Here is a 19,120-nt window from a genome sequence, read left to right on the forward strand (position 1 = left end):
TAGCAGAAAAGAATAACAGAAATGGATAGGGAAATACCATGATAAAAAAATTATTTGACTACAAAGTCAACGAAAATTTAGAACTTTTTGTACTGGTCAAATCGGCAGAAACAAGAATTGCCAAAAATGGTAAGAAATTTATCGCTTTTAATTTTTCTGATAATTCGGGTGTTATCAGTGCAAAATTTTGGGACGCTTCTGAAGAAGATATCAAACGTTTTGTTCCTGGTAAAGTCGTTCATTTGACCGGAAAAAGGGAAAATTACCAAAATAACCCTCAAATAAAAATATTTAAATTGCGGTTAGCAAATGCAGACGAGCCTAGTGATCCTAAGCTCTATTTACAAGGTGCACCTGAAAATGCTGCTAAGATGGAAGAAGAATTAAACCAATATATTTTTGAGATCACTAATCCAACTTGGAACCGGATCGTACGTGAACTTTTAAAGAAGTATCACGATGAATTCTTTAGCTTCCCAGCAGCTAAGTCAAATCACCATGCATTTGCGGGGGGCTTAGCATATCATACACTTTCGATCTTACGGCTAGCTAAAGCAGTTGCGAACCAGTATGATCAAGTAAATCCAGCTTTGTTGTATGCTGGAACTATTTTACATGATCTAGGTAAAGTCTTAGAACTTTCAGGGCCAGTGGCAACTAGTTATACTTTAGCCGGAAATTTATTAGGTCATATCGTCTTGATCGACGAACAGATCATGGTAGCTTGTGAACAATTAGGAATCGATCCTCAAAGTGAAGATGCCGTCTTATTGCGCCATATGATCGTTTCACATCACGGCTTGCTAGAGTATGGTTCACCAGTTCAGCCACATCTAGTAGAAGCCGATGTCTTGCATCAACTTGATAATTTAGATGCTTCTTTGCAAATGTTACAAAAGAGTCTTTCACATACGGAACCCGGCAACTTTTCTGAACGGATCTTTGGCCTAGATGGACGGAATTTCTATCGTCCATCAGAAAAGGAATAAATGTAGATAGCGAGGAAAGAGAATGGCAAAAAAGAATTTTTACGCAATTAAAAATACGGGTGAAATCTACACGAGTTGGCCTGAATGTCAGACTGCCTTAAAGCAGGTGAAAAGTCCAGTATTTAAAGGATTTGCGACGAAAGAAGAAGCCTTAGCTTTTATCAGCGATCAAGAAGATGACTTGTTACCATGCGAAAGTATTTTTGTTGATGGCAGTTTTAATGCGAAAAAACAATTGGTTGGTGGTAGTTTCGTGGTCGTAAAAGATAATCAGAGTATCCATGAACATAAATTTTGTAACGCTGACGATGAAATTATCGCTTTGCATAATGTTGGGGGCGAATTATTAGCGACGGGCTATGCCTTGCAATACGCTGTCAAAAGTGGGATGGAAGAAGTCACGATCTGTCATGACTATCAAGGAATCGCTAGTTGGGCGGATGGTTCATGGCAAGCTAAAAAAGACGTGACTAAACGTTATGCTAATTTTGTAAAAAAACTAGTAAAAGAAAATGATTTGACTGTAAAATTTAAAAAGATCTCGGCTCATACTGGGGTAAAATTTAATGAGCGAGCTGATCAATTAGCCAAGGAAGCTTGTGGGATCAATTAACCAAAAAATCGTGCTACCCGAAAAATAGAATATTTGAGCTAAGAGCCATCGTAGTTGGATATGCAATTACGGTGGCTCTTTTAGTTATATTAATTAAGTTGTAATTACGAGTGGAAAAAATATAATCAGTAGATAAAAGGGGATGAGAAAATGTTTTTTGGAGAAAAATTTAGAATCTTGCGGCAAGATAAAGGACTCACACAAACAGAAGTAGCAACTAAGATTATGTCAGTTCAACTGTTGTCTAAGTTTGAGAGAAATGAATGTGGTATTGGTGCTGAAAAGTTGATCGAGTTGTTAGATAGGTTGAATTTCTTTAGTTTTGAGCTAGAGAATTTTTCATTAGTTACACACTTAGATCAACAACTTGTTTTTCTAAATAAACTACAATTGTTATTAGAGAAACAGGATTTAGAAGAATTACAACTGCTTGCAACAGAGGAAAAAGATAAGTATAGCATGGATAGCAATTTTCGGCATCAATTCAATGCAATTATTGTGGAACAAAGGATAAATCAGTATGTTGGTTTACCTTTTGAGAAAAAAAGATTAAGAAGTTGACGAATTATTTGCTTGATTCTAATTACTGGTGGGGATATGAAGTTACTTTATTTAAAAGTATAATTTTTTGTCTAGATAGTCAGACGACTGAATTGTTGTATTTTAGAATGCTCAGACAATATCACCGACGAGAATGCCAAGACTTTGTGCTGATTCAGATTGCAGATATACTGACCGAATTTATTTTTAAGGGCATCGGTACACGCAAGAATATGGTTAAATTATTACAAGATATTGAGAATGCGTTAGATATTTTTGTCGGTAGAAAATGTTATTCCGCCAAGAATAAAATTCTTTTTTTAGAAGGACTATGTTTGATTTTAGTGGGAGATAAGCAAAAAGGTGCAACGTTAGTAGATCATGCTATAGCCGTAGCGGTGTATGTGGATGATGTGGAAGAAAAGTTGTTTTTCAAGCAAATGTTAAAAAAGTATGTGACTTGAAACATGAGACTTTATTGCAAACTTTGCATGTTGCTAGTGATAATTTAAAACAAGCCAAGATCACGTTATTGGTCGAAAATGAGACTAGAGCAATGTCTTTTGATCAAGAAGTACAGCAGACCATTGGAGCCGTTTTAAATGAAGCGGTCACCAATGCTATCAGGTATAGTGAAGCTAGTTTTTTGAAAGTGATATTTGATGAAAGTCCCGAAAAATATCATGTTATCATAAAAGATGATGGGGTTGGGTTTAAAGCGGGTAAGAAAGAAGAATCATTTGGGCTTAGCGGAATTAAACAGCGTATTCAAAAACTTGGAGGGACTTGTATGTTTAAGAACAATAATGGGGCACAGATTATATTAACGATTCCCAAAAAGAGAGGATAGGCGAACTGATGATAAAAATTTATCTTGCAGAAGACCAGATGATGATCGCGCAAGCATTACAATTATTGCTTGAACTAGAAGAAGATTTTGAAGTTATTGGTACGGCGCCCAATGGTACACAAGCTTTGCATGATATTTTGCAGTTACATCCTGATGTAGCGTTACTAGACATTGAAATGCCCGGTTTGACCGGATTAGAAGTGGCAACGCAATTGGCTTTGCTCAAACAACCAGTAAAGATTATTATTTTGACAACTTTTGCGCGAAAAGAATATTTTAAACAAGCAATTAACACCCAAGTTGCTGGGTATCTCTTAAAAGATTCACCTAGCGAGACGTTGGCTAAGGCGATCAGAGCGGTCGTTACTGGGCAAACAATATATGAGAGCAGGTTAGTCAAAGACATGTTTACCACTAAAGAGCCTCCGTTAACGAAACGTGAACTAGAGATTTTGCGAGTGATGAAAACTACGGCAACAACTAAAGAAATCGCTGAGAAAATCTTTTTAGCAGAAGGAACAGTCCGTAATTATATTTCAGCTATCTTGAGTAAAACAGGAACTACTTCGCGACTAGAAGCTGTTATGTTGGCACAAGAAAATGGTTGGATCTAAGTAAGTGGCAAACTTCGTATTTTTATGATTAATTTAACGCAAAAAAATAACTCTAGGTTTCATTTTACCTAGAGTTATTTTTAATTTTTATTATTCAGCTGAGCTAGCTGTGCTTGTTGTGTCAGCACTTGAAGCTTCATCCGCGCTGCTTGATGCACTTTCAGCCGAAGAAGATTCTTCAGAACTGCTTGAAGCATCAGAGCTAGAATCTGAACTTGAACTGTCAGACGAGCTTGAAGCATCAGAACTAGAACTTGATGAAGAACTCTTCTTAGAACTTGAGGAACTCTTCTTAGAAGAGCTACTGCTTGTAGAAGATGATGATGAAAGGTAATCAGCTAAGATATCTTTCAAATCACTATCTTTGATACTTACGTTACCTTCTTTAAATTCTTTAGAGATAACAGCTTGTAATGTAGCAGAATCATTCATCTTTTCTTCGATGATTTGATCTTTTAGATCTTGGATGTGATCAGACATCTCACCCTTACCAGGATTCTTGATACTGTAGATAATGTGGTAACCATAACTTGTCTTCACTGGTGTCGTTGTGAACTTACCTTGTTTCAAAGCAAAGGCTGCTTTCTTGAAGGTTTCATCAAGTGATGTATCAGTGTTGTTAAATGATGGTAATTTACCGCCAGAGCTCTTAGTTGATGTATCGATCGAATACTTCTTAGCTAACTTCTTGAAGTTCTTCCAAGAACCGTCTTTTTCTAATTCAGCAATGATCTTTTTAGCAGTTGATTTCTTAGAAACTAAGATCTGTGCAACTGTGATCGTAGGTTCATAACTCTTCCATTGCTTTTTAAGTTGTGATTTTGTGATCTTTGTATTAGCGATCACAGCTTGACGTAAGAGCAAGTTAGAACGAATGCTCTTCTTAAATGAAGAAGCTGTTAAACCGTTTTGAGATAAAACAGTTGAAAATGAAGAACCATATTGACTCTTATATTTATTGTATTCTTTGTTAACTGCTTTTGTTGTAACTTTATCACCATACTTACCTTCTAAGATCTTATCTAAGATCATTTGTTGTAAGATCTGTTTACCAGAAGTAGTATTTTTCATACTGCTGTAGTATTCACTTTCAGTGATCTTACCACCAGAAGTTGTTGCAACTGTTTTAGAACAAGCTGCAAGTGAAAATGTTAGCAAAATGCTGGCACATGCCACAAGCAATTTTTTCATTACGTAAAACACATCCATTTCGTAAAAATTAATAAGTATAATATAACACAAAATTACTGGGAATGATTATTGTTTTTAATAATTCTTAAATAATCAATTATTTGACTCAGGCAGATCTGCTTGGATCTTTTCGGCTAAAGGTTCGATTTCATCAGCATATTGTTGAATATCTTGAGTCAATGAGTCAAGCACAGGTTGTGCTGCTTGGAGTTCATTGGCAAACTTAGTTGCATTGTCTTTGACCGCTTGAACTTTTGTTGAGTAGTCTTTAAGCTCATTTTTTGTTTGTTCAAGCTGAATCATTTTTTCCGTGCAATAAGCTAAGATATCATCGCGCTTACGGTAAAGATAATAACCGGCGGCACCGGTGATCCCAATTACCCAGAGTAATTTTTTCATGTAATTCAGTCCTTTATCTGTTCTGAAATTTTAGTTGCGATCGCTTGAAGCGCTTGGCTATCATAGTCCTTTGAATTATCGGTAAAGGTCATCTTAAAGCCATCTTCTTTTGTATAACGCGGAAGAAGGTGAATATGAGAATGAAAGACACTTTGGTAAGCAACCTCACCATTGTTATTGACAATATTAACACCTTTGACACGTGGGTCAAAATTTTTTAACGCACGAGCAATTTTAGGAATACGACTAAAAACAGCTTGAGCTAATTCTTCGTCGTATTCAAAAATATCAACGACATGTTTTTTAGGTACTACTAAAGTGTGTCCTGGTGTAACTTGAGTAATATCTAAAAAAGCTTTGACTTGATCATCTTCATAAACGGTCGTACTAGGGATCTCTCCAGAAATGATCTTACAGAAAATACAATCTGTCATAGTTAACCCTTCTTTCAAAAAAATTTAAATCTGTTCTTAGTATACACTATTTATATGTAATTGTTGTAAACTAGTAACTAAGCGCAATAATTTTATTGAAATTAAAGTTATTGTTAGGCGATAAACAATTGATAGAGTAGGGGATTTTATGACGTTAAAAGTTGAAAATCTAGTCGGGGGCTATTCACAAGTTCCTGTTTTAAAAGATATCTCATTTGAAGTCAAACAAGGTCAATTAGTAGGTTTGATCGGGTTAAATGGTGCTGGTAAGTCAACTACGATCAAACATATTATCGGTTTGTTGCAGCCACAAAAAGGTAAGATAACGATCGATGGAGTAAGTTTAAAAACTTCTCCGCAGGTTTATAAGCAAAAAATGGCCTATATTCCAGAAACTCCCATTTTATATGAAGAATTGACTTTAAAAGAACATCTTGAATTAACAATGATGGCTTATTGCTTGGAAACTAAGCAAGCCTGGGAAAAAGCCAATAAATTACTCAAGACATTTCGCTTGGAAAATAAGTTGGATTGGTTTCCAGCAAATTTTTCTAAAGGGATGAAACAAAAAGTGATGATCGTGTGTGCCTTTATTACTGAAGCATCACTTTATATCATTGATGAACCTTTTTTAGGGTTAGATCCGTTAGCGACAAAGGATCTATTAGACTTGATCGCCCAAAAGAAAACTGAAGGTGCAGCGGTTTTGATGTCGACTCATGTTTTGAGTACGGCCCAAGAGTATTGTGATAGCTTTGTGATGATCGATCAAGGACAACTTACGGCTAAGGGGAATTTGGCTGATTTACGTCAACAATTTTCAGCCCCTAAAGCTTCACTTTCTGAGATCTATCTTGAATTAGCAAGAGTAGGTGAACGTAATGCTTAATTTGTGGAATGAACGACAAAGTGCCCACCAAAGACAGATGTTTAAGTATTTACGTTATGTCTTTAACGACCATTTTGTCTTAGCGTTACTTTTTATTTTTGGTGGTTTGGGTTTAGGATATTCAAATTATTTGAAAAGTTTGCCTTTACATGCCGATTATTTTTATGCTAAGCCACTGGTGGCTTTGATTTTAGTCGTTACCTTGCAAGTCGGAAATTTAGCGACTTTATTAAAATCAGCTGATATCGTATTTATTTCCCCGAAGCAAGCTGAAATGCCAAGTTATTTGAATAAAGCATTTAATCATTCCTTGTTGTTTGCGTGGGGCTTTGATATCTTGGTGATGCTATGTTTAGCACCATTTTTACTGTATGCCACGACTTTTACGAGTATCCAATTGATCTACTTAGGTTTAGTGGTACTTAGCTTGAAATATTTACTGTTAAAACGTCAATATCTGGCGCTGTATCAGCATAAATTTGCACAGTTAAGCTATAAATTGTTGCTTGATGTTTTTTTCAGTTTACTGATCTGTTTAGGCGCATTGTATTTCAATGGCTTGTATTTTGTCTTGATCACGGCAGCGCTTGGAATTTATGTTGAACGCATGGTAAAACAAATCCAAACCCAAGAAGTCTTTTTATGGGAAGTAGCGATTGCAAATGAACAGGCAAGAATGCTAGTATTGTACCGTTTCTTTAATCTATTTACGGACGTACCATTTCTGCAAGCGGCAGCGAAACGGCGAAAATATTTGGATCGCTTTTTGCCACGCCCAAAACCCAAGCACCCATATCATTATTTGTATTGGCGTGCCTTGGTGCGAAATGGTGAATACAGTGATTTGATCATCAGATTAAACCTTTTAGGTGCGATCATTTTATATTTTGTCCACGAACCGTGGTTAGCTTTTTTAGTAAGTATCTTATTTATTTACATGTTAGGCTTCCAGTTGATGGCACTTTATCGTCATTTTGACGAGATCGTTTTTACTCACTTGTATCCAGTGACTGAAAAACAAAAATTACAAGCATTTCAACGAGTTTTGCAAGTAACTTTAGGCATTAGCGCACTTCTATTTGCCGTGATCAACAGTTTACAAACCAACACTTGGCTTTTAGGCGGAGAGATCGCAGTCGTCTTATTCCTTGAAATCATAGGATTAACTGGGCCTTATCTAAAGTCACGGTTAGGAAAAAGAGCTTGACACTGATGTGAGTTCTTTGTAGACTTATCTTAGTTATCGATATTTTCAAAAGGAGAGCCCCAGATGGATTTCAATTTGGAACAAGGCTGGGAGATTCTTCCGATCGGTGGCGACACAGGTACTGCATATATGGCAGTAAATAACGATGAACGCATTTTTTTAAAGCGTAATACTTCACCATTTTTAGCCGCTCTTTCGTTAGAGGAGATCGTGCCACGTTTGATTTGGTCTAAGCGCACCATTTCGGGTGACACTTTAACAGCTCAAGAATGGTTGAATGGTCGTTCGCTCAAGCGTAATGAGATGTGTTCCTTACAAGTCTCGAAGTTGCTTTATCGCTTGCATCACTCGAGTTTATTGAAAAAAATGCTGTTGCAAGTTGGTGGTCAAGCATATACTCCAGCTGATTTATTAGCACAGTATTTTAATGGTTTAAGTGATGACTTGCGCCAACACCCGTTATTACACGATGTTTCGTCACGTTTGAAAGAAAAACAGCCACAACTTGAACGCTCGAATTACGAAGTATGTCATGGCGATTTAAATCATAAAAACTGGCTCTTATCGGAGTCAGGACAGCTATATCTAGTGGACTGGGAGGCTGTTAAATTAGCCGATCCAGCCTTAGATCTTAGTATGTTAATGTGTCAATATGTCCCACGTAAAGATTGGAAGCAATGGCTTGAGCGGTACGAAAAGCGTCTACCGACAGCCGAAATGATGATGCGCATCAATTGGTATGCCATGATCAATTTATTGCTGGTTATCAAGCATAACTATCAACGTGGTCATTTCCATGAAATGAACCAAGACATTATCAAGCTTAGTCAAGTAATCAAAAATCAAAATTATATTTGAAACTAATGGGGATGAAAGGCTCAAGCACCTTTTGTCCCTTATTTAGTGAATTTAGTCATTATTTTGTAGGTTTATCAATAATACCGATTTAAAAAGAAAGGAAGTCTATGTAAGCAACCTACATTACATAGCAAGAAGATATGCGTTTACGAAATAAACCTTGGGCAAAGCCTTTAATTGCAGAAAATCCGCAATACGTAGTCACTGACCCGGCTGCACTTAGAGGAAATTGGCAAAGCCGCTTTGAAAAAGAACAACCATTATACATTGAGATCGGAATGGGAAAAGGTCGTTTTATCGTTGAAATGGCTAAAAAATATCCTGAACGTAATTTCATTGGACTTGAGATGCAGACAGTTGCGACCGGGATTGCTTTGAAAAAACAAATCGAAGCAAAGTTACCCAATTTGCAATTAGTTTGTGCTAACGGTAGTGGTTTGACAGAATTTTTTGAACCCAATGAAGTTAGTGGCATCTATTTGAATTTTTCTGATCCTTGGCCTAAAAATCGCAATGAAAAACGGCGCTTGACTTATAAGAGCTTTTTAGCTCAATATGAAGAAGTTATGCAACCAACGGGTCATTTAGAATTTAAAACAGACAATCGTGGTTTGTTTGAGTATTCTTTGACTAGTTTAAATAATTACGGGATGGAATTCGATCAAGTTTGGCTTGATTTACATCAAACCCCAGATTTGACCGATAATGTGATGACTGAATATGAAGAAAAATTCAGTCAAAAAGGGCAACCCATCTATAAACTTGAAGCGCATTTTAAGCATTAAGCAAATAAATTTTAAAACAAGGTGAGGTAAGTTATAATACAAAAAGTAAGTAAATTAATTTATCTCGGAGGAGTTTTTGAAAATGGAAAAATTAGCAAAATTGGATAAAAAGGCGTTAGAAGAAAAATTAAGTTCGGGTAAGTATGTATTATTTTTTACTGCTAACTGGTGTCCTGATTGTCGTTTTATCAAGCCAGCAATGCCAGAGATCGAAGCAGAATACAAAGATTATGAATTTATTTTAGTTGACCGTGATGAAAATATTGACCTTTGTCAAGAAATGATGATCATGGGGATCCCAAGCTTTGTTGTTTATGAAGATGGTCAAGAAAAAGCTCGTTTTGTAAACAAAGATCGTAAAACCAAACAAGAAGTTGAAGACTTTTTGAATAATATTTAGAAAAAGGAAGTATTGAAGATAATGTTAATTTCTAGCTATAATCCAACCCAAATGGGTGATGTTTTATTGACGATGATCCGTCCAGAAACGGCTGAACAAGCCAGCGAACAAAAAGGCGATATCGTTAGAATTTATGATGTTAAAACACAAGAAACATTAGGGTTCAATTTTTTAGCAGCCACACAAATTTTGGCGGATCTAACAGGAAATGGTCAGGTGTTTTTAGATGCTAAGCAAGTTTCTGAGTTGAATCAAGCATTGCAAGCAGCTGGTTTTGAACCTGAATTAGAGTATGACGCTGAACCTAAATTTGTGGTTGGATATGTAGCTGAGTTAGCGGAACATCCAGATTCTGATCATTTGCACATTGCTAAGATCACAGTTGATAATGACCAAACGCTTCAAATCGTGTGCGGTGCGCCCAATATTGAAGCGGGTCAAAACGTGGTCGTAGCTAAAATCGGGGCGATGATGCCAAACGGGGCGATGATCTGGCCCGGTAAATTACGTGGTGTAGAAAGCTTTGGGATGCTATGTGCTGCTAGAGAATTAGCGTTACCAAATGCCCCTCAAGCTCGCGGAATCTTAGTGCTTGATCCAATAGAATTTAAAGTCGGCGAAGCATTTGATTTTGAAAAAGCAGCTCAATTATTTGTTGACTAGAAAAAATGCCTAGAATGAAAATTCTGGGCATTTTTATTTTTAAGTAAGAATAAAATTAATTAATCCAAGTACTAAAAGGGAAAGTACTTTTTTCTTGAACGATTTCTTACTATAATGGAATTAATGAATATTGCAGTCAAAAGCTGTAATTGCCTCCTATGACATAGGGAAGTTAGTTTAAAAAGTTAGGATGAAAGCAATGGAACATTATGATGGCCCAGCTTTTTACAGAAACAATAGTCAAAAAGAAACCACACCTAAACGTGTTGAGCAACCAGCCAAGTCTGTTGCTAAAACTGAAACTGTAAAAAGACCACAAAAAAATTCTGCTAAAAAAGCAGAAAAACTTCAGGATTTCGCAACCCGGGCATTTAGTCCCAAGTATGTTCCACGTTCAGTAGTTTCACGGCAAAGTAATACGAAGAAAACAGATTATGAAAAATTGATCTGGTCAATGAAAAAAGAGCCCGATGATTATTTATTATTTGAAAGTACTGTTTTTTTAGGAACAAAAGCAATTGATCTCACGGTTAAAAATCCGATTGTTTCGGTAGAAAAACAAAGTGAGACTTCAACTATAGATAAGATCGCTAGTGAAAAAGTAAGTGAAGTTAGTGGTAGTACGACTGAAGTACCTTCGCTCAGTGAATCTGCCAGTGAATTTATTAGCCAAAGTGAAGTTAGTTCAAGTGAACTTCAAACACAGGCAATTCCAAGTGATTCAGCTGATCAGAGCGCTAGTGTAGCCACTTCAGAAGAGTCTGTAAGTCAAGTAATTCGTAGCGAAAGTGTAGTTTCAGATAGCAGTCAAAGTGAAAGTGGATCTGAATCATTATCTGTACAAGCTTACCATACTAGTCAGTCTCAAACTGAAACTAATGTAGTACGTGAAAAAATGACTGGTTTAAAAGCAGCGATGGCACATGAAGCAAATCTTGTTGAACAAGAAAAACAAGAATCTTTACAAGTCACTCCGCAAATGACACAAGATTTTGACCAAAAAGGTTACCAACTTCCACCATTAAGCTTATTGCCTGCTCCCGTGATCGAAGATGACCCTAAGTTGGATGAATGGGTCAATGAGCAAGTAGTAACTTTAAATGAGACGCTTAAAGCTTTCCACGTCGATGCCACAGTAAGCGATTGGACGATCGGACCAACCGTTACACAGTTTGAATTAACATTGGGTCGTGGGGTTAAAGTCAACAAGATCACCAACTTGACCGATGATTTAAAATTAGCTTTAGCAGCTAAAGATATTCGGATCGAAGCCCCAATTCCAGGTAAGAGTAGTGTAGGGATCGAGATCCCTAACAAAGTATCACGTCCAGTAATGTTATCGGAAGTGTTATGCTCACAAAAATTTCAAACAGCCTCTTCACCTTTAACGATCGCCTTAGGTGTAGATCTTTTTGGTGAACCACAGATCACCGATATCCAAAAGATGCCTCACGGTTTGATCGCAGGTGCGACTGGCTCAGGGAAATCTGTCTTTATCAATAGTTTATTAGTTTCTCTCTTGTATAAAGCTTCACCAAATGAAGTTAAGTTAGTCTTGATCGACCCTAAAGCAGTTGAAATGGCTCCATATCATGATCTACCACATCTTTTGGCACCGGTGATTTTTGATCCGCAAGCCGCTGCTGCAGCCCTTAAGTGGTTGGTTAATGAAATGGAAGAACGTTATCAACGTTTAGCCGCAGCAGGAGCAAGAAATATTGAAGCGTATAATCAAAAAGCTAAGGCAGCTGGCGAATATGGCTTACAATTGCCGTATATCGTAGTCATCATTGATGAGTTAGCAGATTTGATGATGGCAGCGTCCTCAGAAGTTCAAGATTATATCGCAAGGATCACCCAAAAAGCTCGAGCTGCTGGGATCCACTTGATCGTAGCAACACAACGCCCGAGTGTGGATGTTGTTACTGGGACGATCAAAAACAATATTCCAACTAGAATTGCGTTTATGGTCGCTAGTCAAGTTGATTCACGGACTATTTTAGATACAGCTGGAGCTGAGCGCCTTTTAGGCCGAGGAGATATGTTGTATCTGGGCAATGGTTCAGGTCAACCAATGCGTCTGCAAGGAACGTATATTGAAGATGAAGTTGATTTTGTGACTGATTTTATCAGACAACAAGGTAAACCACGGTATGCGTTTGACCCAGATAATCTAAAGAAACGCGCTTTAGAGACAGAAAAACAAGATGAGTTAATGCCACGAGTTTTAGATTATATCGTTAATGAAGAAACGATCTCGACTTCTAAGTTACAACGAGTTTTTTCGATCGGATATAATCGTGCGGCTAGCTTGATCGAAGATTTAGAAGCTAAACAATATATATCACCAGCGCATGGTGCTAAACCACGGAAAGTCTTTTTGACCCAAGAAGGTTTAGATAAATTACGTACAAACTGATAAAAGACCAGGTAAAACTAAAGGTTCTTAGTTTTACCTGGTCTTTTTACTATTGATATCACCATTCGTTAAAGATGAAATTTAAAAATTCAGAAAAATGTTTAGCCCAGTAATACTCGTGATGTGATTCATTGGCAAAAATCCGCAATCGAATTCGTGAAACCGGTAATCCAGTTTGAAGTAATGCATGTTGATAGTTTAATGCTTCGTCAATATAGGCTTGAGCTTGCTGGTTAGGTGGTAAGACATCATCGTCGCCAGCATCACTTTCATTGGCACCAGTTTGAATATAAACTTTGGCATTTTTGTCGAGCGGATGAGTATAGATGAATTGTGAAAATTTATCGGCGCGTAACCAAGCTGCACTAGAAAAAACACCTAAATTTCCAAAAATTTCGGGATATAAGGCACCGATATAAGCGGTGATATATCCTCCCATGGAACTGCCGGCTAAGAGTGTATTTTCTTTGGCAGGTAATGTGCGATATTTTCGGTCGATAAAAGGTTTAAGCTCTCGAGCTAGCCAATCAGCATAATTTTTACCTAACCCACCAAAAGAATTTAAGCCCCCGTCTTTAAAAAAGGTAGTTTTCCAAGGAGCGTATTCATCTAAGCGATATTCACCTGAATTATCGATACCAACAACGATCATCGGAGGAATTTCAGGATGACTTTTGATCAATGGGATGATTTTCCAAGAATATCCTGCAAAGGCTTCATGACTGTGAAAAACATTTTGCCCGTCATGCAAATAAAGGACAGGATATCTTTTAGTAGGTTCATTAAAATAATCTTGTGGTAATAAGACTCTGACGCGACGTTTTTCAGGAGAATAGGGAACTGTCAAATAATGAGTTTTTAATTCTAAGTAAAAATTATTCGTATAGACCATAATTTATGTGTAGCGCTAGCAAATAGCGTCCTTTCTAAAAAATATTATGATTGATCATTCGATTATTATTTCAGTCTGAGGAGATGTTTGGTGTTGCTCCAGCGTGTTGTCGTTTTGCGTCCCAAAAATGAGCTGCCAACCGATGAAGACTATTAAAAGTCATACAGATCAAATAAAAAAGCATTTTAAATGGATGGAAAACCCAGACTAAAGGGATGTTTCACTCTAAAAATTTTTTTGATCTTTTGTTTTTCTTCTTCATTCCACATATCGTTCACCTCTTATCTTTGTGCTAAAGCAAGCAATTAAAGGTGTTTGCAAAAACAGTTCAAACGAGTTCTTTACACTTTAATTATACAATATTTTTGAAATTTTTATTAAAAAATACCAATTAAATTGCTAAATGATTAAAAAGAACTAATTTTATATGGTGAAAACTATTCACAAGGAAGAAATTTTGTGATAATATTAACAAAAAATTAGAGTAAATTAAAAGATATTTTTATGTTTTTTAGCGAAAATAAAACATAGATTAACTGTTTTATGAGAAGGAATCGTGAATAAAAATTAAAAAGTGTTATGAAAATAGAGATGGATGGGGAGAAATACAATGTTTTTTGAAAATCGCTATTTACATAGTCAAAATTTAGGTCGTGATATGGGGTTTAATGTTTATGGGCATGCAGGTAAGCCTATTTTAGTCTTTCCATCATCAGGTGGGAGTCATGCTGAATATGGTGATTTTGGGATGATCGCAGCTTGTGAACCGTGGATCACTAGTGGTAAAGTTCGCTTTTATACCCCAGATTCATATGACAATGAGTCATGGGAAGCTAGTTGGAAATCGCCACATGACCGTGCTTTAGCTCATGAAGCATATGCGCGTTTTATTATTGATGAATTTGTTCCATTGATCCGTGCTGAAAATGATTGGCAAGGAGGTTTGCTAGCTACAGGCTGTTCAATGGGGGCCTATCATGCGGTGAACTTTGGGCTTAAATATCCGACCGTTTTTGATACCGTTATTTCTTTGAGTGGATTATACGATATTCGCTTTTTATGTGGTGACTATGGCAACGACGAGTTAGTTTATTTAAATTCTCCGGTTGACTATTTGGGAAATTTAGCCGATACGTGGTTTTTAGAACAATATGCTAAGAACACCTATATTATTTGTACTGGATTGGGACCATGGGAAGAAGTCGAAGAAACTAAAAAATTAGAACGAGCCTTTCAACATAAGCATATCCCTGGTTGGTTTGATTATTGGGGCGAAGATGTTTCTCATGATTGGATCTGGTGGCGCAAACAAATGCCATATTATTTAGGAAAATTAGTTGAACTTGGACAGCTTTGATAGCGATAGAAAGGAAGAATTTAATGAACTTTATTGTCACATCACCCCATTTTCCAGAAAATTTTGAAAATTTTTCAGTGCGCTTAGCTGCAAATGGAATCACCACGCTTGGAATCGGGGATGAAGAGTATCAAAATTTAAGTGTAAATTTGCGCGAAGCATTGACAGAGTATTACAAAGTTAATGATATGGAAAATTATGAAGAAATGTATCGGGCAGTAGCGTATTTTGCCTTTAAGTATGGTAAGATCGACCGATTGGAATCTCAAAATGAGCACTGGCTTTTCCAAGATGCTAGACTGCGCACTGATTTTAATATCCCTGGTTATAAATTGGCGGATATTGATGTCATTAAATATAAATCGAAAATGAAAGAAGTCTTTAAAAAGCATCATATTCCCGTTGCGGCAGGAGCAGCTTTTAAAACCGATAAAGAAGCTAAAAAATTATTGAAAAAATTTGACTATCCCGTTATTATCAAACCCGACTCTGGGGTAGGTGCGAGTGATACTTATAAGATCACCAGTGAAGCTGATTTTGCCGACTTTTTACAAAAGAAACGGTCAAATGTTGCTTATTTTATGGAAGAATTTATCGAAGGTGATATCATAACTTTTGATGGTTTGACTGATCAAAATGGTAAGATCGTTTTTTATTCATCTTTAGTATACATGGAACCAGCACTAGAAACGGTAAACCGTGGCGGTGACATGTATTATTATGAGACACGTGATATTTCAAAAGATCTTTACGAATATGGGGTAAAGAGCGTGGCAGCTTTTGATGTGCGAGAGCGTTTCTTTCATTTTGAATTCTTCCGTACAAAAGATGGCAAATTGTACGCCTTAGAATTAAATTGTCGTCCTCCAGGTGGTGCTTCGATCGATCTGATGAATCATGCGCATGAATTAGATCTATTTGATGAGTATGCGCATATCGTTAAAGAAAATAAATTTTATAGGACCAATGACTGTTATTACTATAGTGTATATATTTCACGCAATAACAAGCGCACATATCGGTATGATGAAGAAATGATCAAGGAAAAATATGGATATGCGTTAAAGGATATCCAAACTGTTCCGGGGGTTTTTGCCGAAGTTATGGGTGATATTGGTTATATTTTCAACACTAAAACGAAATCAGAACTTTTAAAGATCGTTGATTTTGTTAGTCAAGTCAAATAAAAACGAGGCTGTGATACAAGTCTCTATATAAATGGCAGCCAAGTCCGCTGTCTTATTTGGAAATGCTGATCAACTAAATCCTGCTTTGCAAGTGCTAAATCCTGTATGGCACTTGCAGAGCTTTTTTTGTTGCCTTAAGCTTAGGGCAAAAAGGGGATGAAAAAATGATCGAAGTCAAAAACGCGACACTACAGTATACAACTTTTAAGCGATCACAGGGTTTAAAAGGGGTCATGCATGATTTTTTCAAGCGATCGGTCATTCAGGTCGAGGCACTATCTGACATTTCATTAACGATCAATGAAGGGGAAATGATAGGTTTGATCGGCAGAAATGGAGCTGGAAAAACAACATTGATCAAATTATTGACCGGAATATTGCCTTTAAGGCAAGGAGAGATAAAGATCGATCAAATGTTGCCCTATCAAAGGGAAAAAGTGTTCCTAAAAAATATTGGTGTTTTATTGGGGCAAAGATCTCAGTTGATTTGGGATCTACCAGCGATCGATACCTATGATATGTTGGCTGCCATTTACGAACTACCAAAGCAAATGTATAATGCTCGTTTAACTTGGTTGAGCGAACAATTGGAAGTAACTGAACTGTTATACATTCCAGTACGTAAATTATCACTAGGTCAACGAGTGAAGTGTGAGTTGATCGCGGCTTTGCTACATCGACCGAAGTATTTGTTTTTAGATGAGCCCACCTTAGGACTAGATTTTGTAACACAAAAGACTATTTATAAGATCTTGCGCCTTGAAAATCAGTATCACAAGACAACGATCATAACCACGTCGCACTATATCAAAGATATTGAGCAATTAGCAGATAAAGTAATTATCTTAAACAAGGGAAAAATCATTTTTAATGACAAGTTAGAGCAGTTACCAAAAGAACTAACCACCGAAATTTTATTTGATATTGATTTCTTAAATTCAAAATCAGTGGAGAAAAAACTAACGTGTGCCCCAGATAAACTAAATGAAATTCTGGCTAAAATACCCGCAGAAAGAATTTTACGTGTCAGTCAAAGAGGTATGGAACTAGAAGAATTGATCCTGCAATTTATTAAAGGGGATAGTATATGAAATACTTGTATGTTTTTTTAGCTAGTTTAAAAGCAAAATTGATCTATCGGACTAATATCGTACTAGAGTATGGGCTGACTATTTTGCAGGTAGGAGTTAGTATTTTTGTTTGGGAGGCGCTATATAGCCAGAAAGCTTTGGTAGTTCCAAACTATAGTCTGGAAAAATTAAATGCCTACCTTTTTCTAGCCAATTTTTTAGCGCTGAGCTTTAGTGTTGCCCCAGCCTTTAGATTAGCGACGCAAATAAAATCGGGGCGCCTCTCAACGCTTCTTGAACGGCCTATTTCTTTATACGGTGAGCATCTGGCATATTTTATAGGCGATCAGTTTCTAGGTATAGTGATAAATTTATGCTTAGTAGTATATTTTGGGTCTTTATCGGGAATTTCAGTATTAATGTTACTTCTCTTAGTAATATATCTGGCTTTTGCAGGCGTAATGTTTTTTTCTTTGATGATGATCTTAGGAATGCTGGCGTTTTGGTTGATCGAATTATGGCCACTGCGTTCATTTGTGACAGCGTGCTACTTATTATTTGGGGGACGTTACTTTCCGTTGTCACATTTACCTAACAAGTTTTTTATAGTAATTCAATATAATCCTTTTTCTCTAGTTACTGACATACCAGCGCGCTTTTTAACTGTTGGTCTGTCTGGATATGAATTGATGCAATACTTAATTGTTACGCTTGGATGGACATTCATATTTTTAGTGATATATAGGCTTATTTTAAAGCATGGATTACGTCTATATGAAGGAGTCGAGAGTATATGATGCGTGTGTTAAGCTGTGCTTGGGATAAAAGTCTTAAACAGTTTATGATCTATCGAGCAACAGGGTGGTTAACTTTTTTGTTAGCAATTATTTTCTATGCAATAGAGTATGTAACAGGATATGTATATTTTTCGAGCAATACGTCGGTAAATGGTTGGGATCGTACTGATTATTTAGTATTAGTGACGGGTATATCAGTTATGGTGTCGGCTTACAACTTTATATTTATTTTGGGTCATGAAGAACTAAGCGAGCTAATTGTTGATGGGGGCTTGGATAGTTTATTGCTCAAACCATTAGATCCGTACTGGTCGGTGATGTTAGTTGGTTTTGATATGCCTAGCTTGATAGAGTTAGTTGTTACAACAGCGGTATTTATTTATTTGCTCCAGAATTATACTTTAGGGATCATAAAAGTTTTTATGATCATATGGGCTCTGATCATGGGTGTAATGATGATCTTTTTATTGAATAGGATATGCATATGTTTTAATTTTTGGCTAGCTAAAGCAAGTTCATTAGGTGGTGTGATAGAAGACTTAACGAGTATGCTCAGTAGACCAAAAGTGTTTTTTCCGACTATTATTCAGTTAGTTTTTACATTTGTAGTTCCTGTACTAACAGTCACTAATATGCCGGTCGAAATTATAAAAGGGGATGGTAGTGTTAAAGAACTTGTGTATTTCTCGATCGCCTGTGTAGCGCTATATTACTTATCGCGTTATGAGTGGAACCAAGGGATGAAGAATTACTATTCTGCAAATTAAAGGAGGTGATAAATATGGGCTCAGCAAGGACAGAAATCAATGGTAAACGCATCGGACGTGGCTTTGCATCTTTGTCAGACAAGCAAAAGCAATTTTTTGAAATGCTAGAGAATAAAAAATGTGTAAGCCTAAATGATCTGATGGTAAGCGGTGCAAAAGTTGTTAAGTATTAGTGTTTTAAAGCTCGTAACAAGTTTTG

Annotated in this window: 22 protein-coding genes and 1 pseudogene; 19 read left to right on the top strand and 4 right to left on the bottom strand. The window is 36.6% G+C overall.

Annotated elements, in window-relative coordinates; genetic code table 11:
* The first annotated feature begins 38 nt into the window (after window positions 1-38).
* The 6 genes from FC32_RS06590 (at window position 39) to FC32_RS06615 (ending at window position 3,606) form a co-directional block, all read left to right on the top strand.
* Window positions 39-989 carry a 3'-5' exoribonuclease YhaM family protein gene (locus FC32_RS06590; protein WP_025087114.1) on the top strand — a complete coding sequence of 317 codons (951 nt, stop codon included), beginning with the start codon at window positions 39-41 and terminating at the stop codon, window positions 987-989.
* A gap of 22 nt (window positions 990-1,011) precedes the next feature.
* A complete protein-coding gene (locus tag FC32_RS06595) occupies window positions 1,012-1,602 on the top strand; it encodes a ribonuclease H1 domain-containing protein (RefSeq protein WP_025087113.1) in 591 nt (196 codons plus the stop codon).
* Between the two features lie 150 nt (window positions 1,603-1,752).
* The gene (locus FC32_RS06600; RefSeq protein WP_025087112.1) at window positions 1,753-2,163 is read left to right on the top strand and encodes a helix-turn-helix domain-containing protein; all 411 of its coding nucleotides are present in this window, start codon (window positions 1,753-1,755) and stop codon (window positions 2,161-2,163) included.
* On the top strand, window positions 2,160-2,606 hold the full coding sequence (locus FC32_RS06605) for an Rgg family transcriptional regulator (protein WP_162150520.1): 447 nt from the start codon (window positions 2,160-2,162) through the stop codon (window positions 2,604-2,606). The genes FC32_RS06600 and FC32_RS06605 overlap by 4 nt, the downstream gene beginning before the upstream one ends.
* A complete protein-coding gene (locus FC32_RS06610) occupies window positions 2,603-2,992 on the top strand; it encodes a sensor histidine kinase (protein WP_025087110.1) in 390 nt (129 codons plus the stop codon). The genes FC32_RS06605 and FC32_RS06610 overlap by 4 nt, the downstream gene beginning before the upstream one ends.
* Before the next feature lie 8 nt (window positions 2,993-3,000).
* The gene (locus tag FC32_RS06615; RefSeq protein WP_025087109.1) at window positions 3,001-3,606 is read left to right on the top strand and encodes a response regulator transcription factor; all 606 of its coding nucleotides are present in this window, start codon (window positions 3,001-3,003) and stop codon (window positions 3,604-3,606) included.
* Between the two features lie 303 nt (window positions 3,607-3,909).
* Here the strand turns inward: FC32_RS06615 and FC32_RS06620 are convergent.
* The 3 genes and pseudogenes from FC32_RS06620 to FC32_RS06630 all read right to left on the bottom strand — a co-directional run.
* Window positions 3,910-4,797: pseudogene (locus FC32_RS06620) on the bottom strand (peptidylprolyl isomerase PrsA); the annotation flags it as partial.
* 93 nt (window positions 4,798-4,890) lie between these two features.
* Window positions 4,891-5,196, bottom strand: coding sequence for a hypothetical protein (locus FC32_RS06625; protein ID WP_025087107.1), 306 nt, complete (start codon window positions 5,194-5,196; stop codon window positions 4,891-4,893).
* Between the two features lie 5 nt (window positions 5,197-5,201).
* A complete protein-coding gene (locus tag FC32_RS06630; RefSeq protein WP_025087106.1) occupies window positions 5,202-5,630 on the bottom strand; it encodes an HIT family protein in 429 nt (142 codons plus the stop codon).
* A gap of 148 nt (window positions 5,631-5,778) precedes the next feature.
* Between FC32_RS06630 and FC32_RS06635 the strand changes: the two genes are divergently transcribed.
* The 7 genes from FC32_RS06635 (at window position 5,779) to FC32_RS06665 (ending at window position 12,851) form a co-directional block, all read left to right on the top strand.
* Window positions 5,779-6,519, top strand: a complete 741-nt coding sequence (locus FC32_RS06635; protein WP_056957335.1) for an ABC transporter ATP-binding protein — start codon at window positions 5,779-5,781, stop codon at window positions 6,517-6,519.
* Window positions 6,512-7,726 (top strand): ABC transporter permease, encoded by a 1,215-nt coding sequence (locus tag FC32_RS06640; protein ID WP_025087105.1) that lies wholly within the window; start codon window positions 6,512-6,514, stop codon window positions 7,724-7,726. Before FC32_RS06635 ends, FC32_RS06640 begins: the two co-directional genes overlap by 8 nt.
* Window positions 7,727-7,789: 63 nt before the next feature.
* Complete coding sequence (locus tag FC32_RS06645) at window positions 7,790-8,584, top strand: phosphotransferase family protein (protein WP_025087104.1); 795 nt, start codon at window positions 7,790-7,792, stop codon at window positions 8,582-8,584.
* 140 nt (window positions 8,585-8,724) lie between these two features.
* Window positions 8,725-9,369 (top strand): tRNA (guanosine(46)-N7)-methyltransferase TrmB, encoded by a 645-nt coding sequence (gene trmB / locus FC32_RS06650; protein WP_056957336.1) that lies wholly within the window; start codon window positions 8,725-8,727, stop codon window positions 9,367-9,369.
* Window positions 9,370-9,451: 82 nt separating this feature from the next.
* Window positions 9,452-9,769: a thioredoxin family protein gene (locus FC32_RS06655; RefSeq protein WP_025087103.1), complete on the top strand. Its 318-nt coding sequence runs from the start codon at window positions 9,452-9,454 to the stop codon at window positions 9,767-9,769.
* A 21-nt stretch (window positions 9,770-9,790) separates the two neighbouring features.
* Window positions 9,791-10,432, top strand: a complete 642-nt coding sequence (gene ytpR, locus FC32_RS06660) for a YtpR family tRNA-binding protein (RefSeq protein WP_025087102.1) — start codon at window positions 9,791-9,793, stop codon at window positions 10,430-10,432.
* 199 nt (window positions 10,433-10,631) lie between these two features.
* Window positions 10,632-12,851: a DNA translocase FtsK gene (locus FC32_RS06665; RefSeq protein ID WP_056957337.1), complete on the top strand. Its 2,220-nt coding sequence runs from the start codon at window positions 10,632-10,634 to the stop codon at window positions 12,849-12,851.
* Between the two features lie 58 nt (window positions 12,852-12,909).
* Here the strand turns inward: FC32_RS06665 and FC32_RS06670 are convergent, their stop codons facing one another.
* Window positions 12,910-13,743, bottom strand: a complete 834-nt coding sequence (locus FC32_RS06670; protein ID WP_025087101.1) for an alpha/beta hydrolase — start codon at window positions 13,741-13,743, stop codon at window positions 12,910-12,912.
* A 610-nt stretch (window positions 13,744-14,353) separates the two neighbouring features.
* Between FC32_RS06670 and FC32_RS06675 the strand changes: the two genes are divergently transcribed.
* From FC32_RS06675 to FC32_RS10560, 6 genes are all read left to right on the top strand, one after another.
* Complete coding sequence (locus tag FC32_RS06675; protein ID WP_025087100.1) at window positions 14,354-15,100, top strand: esterase family protein; 747 nt, start codon at window positions 14,354-14,356, stop codon at window positions 15,098-15,100.
* 23 nt (window positions 15,101-15,123) lie between these two features.
* The gene (locus tag FC32_RS06680) at window positions 15,124-16,287 is read left to right on the top strand and encodes an ATP-grasp domain-containing protein (RefSeq protein ID WP_035459765.1); all 1,164 of its coding nucleotides are present in this window, start codon (window positions 15,124-15,126) and stop codon (window positions 16,285-16,287) included.
* Window positions 16,288-16,451: 164 nt separating this feature from the next.
* On the top strand, window positions 16,452-17,378 hold the full coding sequence (locus FC32_RS06685; RefSeq protein WP_004049758.1) for an ABC transporter ATP-binding protein: 927 nt from the start codon (window positions 16,452-16,454) through the stop codon (window positions 17,376-17,378).
* On the top strand, window positions 17,375-18,154 hold the full coding sequence (locus FC32_RS06690; protein ID WP_025087098.1) for an ABC transporter permease: 780 nt from the start codon (window positions 17,375-17,377) through the stop codon (window positions 18,152-18,154). Before FC32_RS06685 ends, FC32_RS06690 begins: the two co-directional genes overlap by 4 nt.
* On the top strand, window positions 18,151-18,921 hold the full coding sequence (locus FC32_RS06695) for an ABC transporter permease (protein ID WP_025087097.1): 771 nt from the start codon (window positions 18,151-18,153) through the stop codon (window positions 18,919-18,921). Before FC32_RS06690 ends, FC32_RS06695 begins: the two co-directional genes overlap by 4 nt.
* Window positions 18,922-18,935: 14 nt before the next feature.
* Window positions 18,936-19,094 (top strand): hypothetical protein, encoded by a 159-nt coding sequence (locus FC32_RS10560; protein WP_155891453.1) that lies wholly within the window; start codon window positions 18,936-18,938, stop codon window positions 19,092-19,094.
* Window positions 19,095-19,120 lie beyond the last annotated feature (26 nt).

Source organism: Ligilactobacillus apodemi DSM 16634 = JCM 16172, from assembly GCF_001434405.1.
In the GTDB taxonomy this organism is placed as follows: Bacteria; Bacillota; Bacilli; order Lactobacillales; family Lactobacillaceae; genus Ligilactobacillus; species Ligilactobacillus apodemi.

Excerpts from the sequence above, each read along its gene's own strand:
- FC32_RS06625 (WP_025087107.1), bottom strand. The coding sequence starts at position 5,196 with ATGAAAAAATTACTCTGGGTAATTGGGATCACCGGTGCCGCCGGTTAT.
- FC32_RS06685 (WP_004049758.1), top strand. The coding sequence starts at position 16,452 with ATGATCGAAGTCAAAAACGCGACACTACAGTATACAACTTTTAAGCGA.
- FC32_RS06590 (WP_025087114.1), top strand. The coding sequence starts at position 39 with ATGATAAAAAAATTATTTGACTACAAAGTCAACGAAAATTTAGAACTT.
- FC32_RS06655 (WP_025087103.1), top strand. The coding sequence starts at position 9,452 with ATGGAAAAATTAGCAAAATTGGATAAAAAGGCGTTAGAAGAAAAATTA.
- FC32_RS06600 (WP_025087112.1), top strand. The coding sequence starts at position 1,753 with ATGTTTTTTGGAGAAAAATTTAGAATCTTGCGGCAAGATAAAGGACTC.
- FC32_RS06630 (WP_025087106.1), bottom strand. The coding sequence starts at position 5,630 with ATGACAGATTGTATTTTCTGTAAGATCATTTCTGGAGAGATCCCTAGT.
- ytpR (WP_025087102.1), top strand. The coding sequence starts at position 9,791 with ATGTTAATTTCTAGCTATAATCCAACCCAAATGGGTGATGTTTTATTG.
- trmB (WP_056957336.1), top strand. The coding sequence starts at position 8,725 with ATGCGTTTACGAAATAAACCTTGGGCAAAGCCTTTAATTGCAGAAAAT.
- FC32_RS06680 (WP_035459765.1), top strand. The coding sequence starts at position 15,124 with ATGAACTTTATTGTCACATCACCCCATTTTCCAGAAAATTTTGAAAAT.
- FC32_RS06635 (WP_056957335.1), top strand. The coding sequence starts at position 5,779 with ATGACGTTAAAAGTTGAAAATCTAGTCGGGGGCTATTCACAAGTTCCT.
- FC32_RS06640 (WP_025087105.1), top strand. The coding sequence starts at position 6,512 with ATGCTTAATTTGTGGAATGAACGACAAAGTGCCCACCAAAGACAGATG.
- FC32_RS06670 (WP_025087101.1), bottom strand. The coding sequence starts at position 13,743 with ATGGTCTATACGAATAATTTTTACTTAGAATTAAAAACTCATTATTTG.
- FC32_RS10560 (WP_155891453.1), top strand. The coding sequence starts at position 18,936 with ATGGGCTCAGCAAGGACAGAAATCAATGGTAAACGCATCGGACGTGGC.
- FC32_RS06665 (WP_056957337.1), top strand. The coding sequence starts at position 10,632 with ATGGAACATTATGATGGCCCAGCTTTTTACAGAAACAATAGTCAAAAA.
- FC32_RS06615 (WP_025087109.1), top strand. The coding sequence starts at position 3,001 with ATGATAAAAATTTATCTTGCAGAAGACCAGATGATGATCGCGCAAGCA.
- FC32_RS06695 (WP_025087097.1), top strand. The coding sequence starts at position 18,151 with ATGATGCGTGTGTTAAGCTGTGCTTGGGATAAAAGTCTTAAACAGTTT.
- FC32_RS06675 (WP_025087100.1), top strand. The coding sequence starts at position 14,354 with ATGTTTTTTGAAAATCGCTATTTACATAGTCAAAATTTAGGTCGTGAT.
- FC32_RS06595 (WP_025087113.1), top strand. The coding sequence starts at position 1,012 with ATGGCAAAAAAGAATTTTTACGCAATTAAAAATACGGGTGAAATCTAC.
- FC32_RS06690 (WP_025087098.1), top strand. The coding sequence starts at position 17,375 with ATGAAATACTTGTATGTTTTTTTAGCTAGTTTAAAAGCAAAATTGATC.
- FC32_RS06645 (WP_025087104.1), top strand. The coding sequence starts at position 7,790 with ATGGATTTCAATTTGGAACAAGGCTGGGAGATTCTTCCGATCGGTGGC.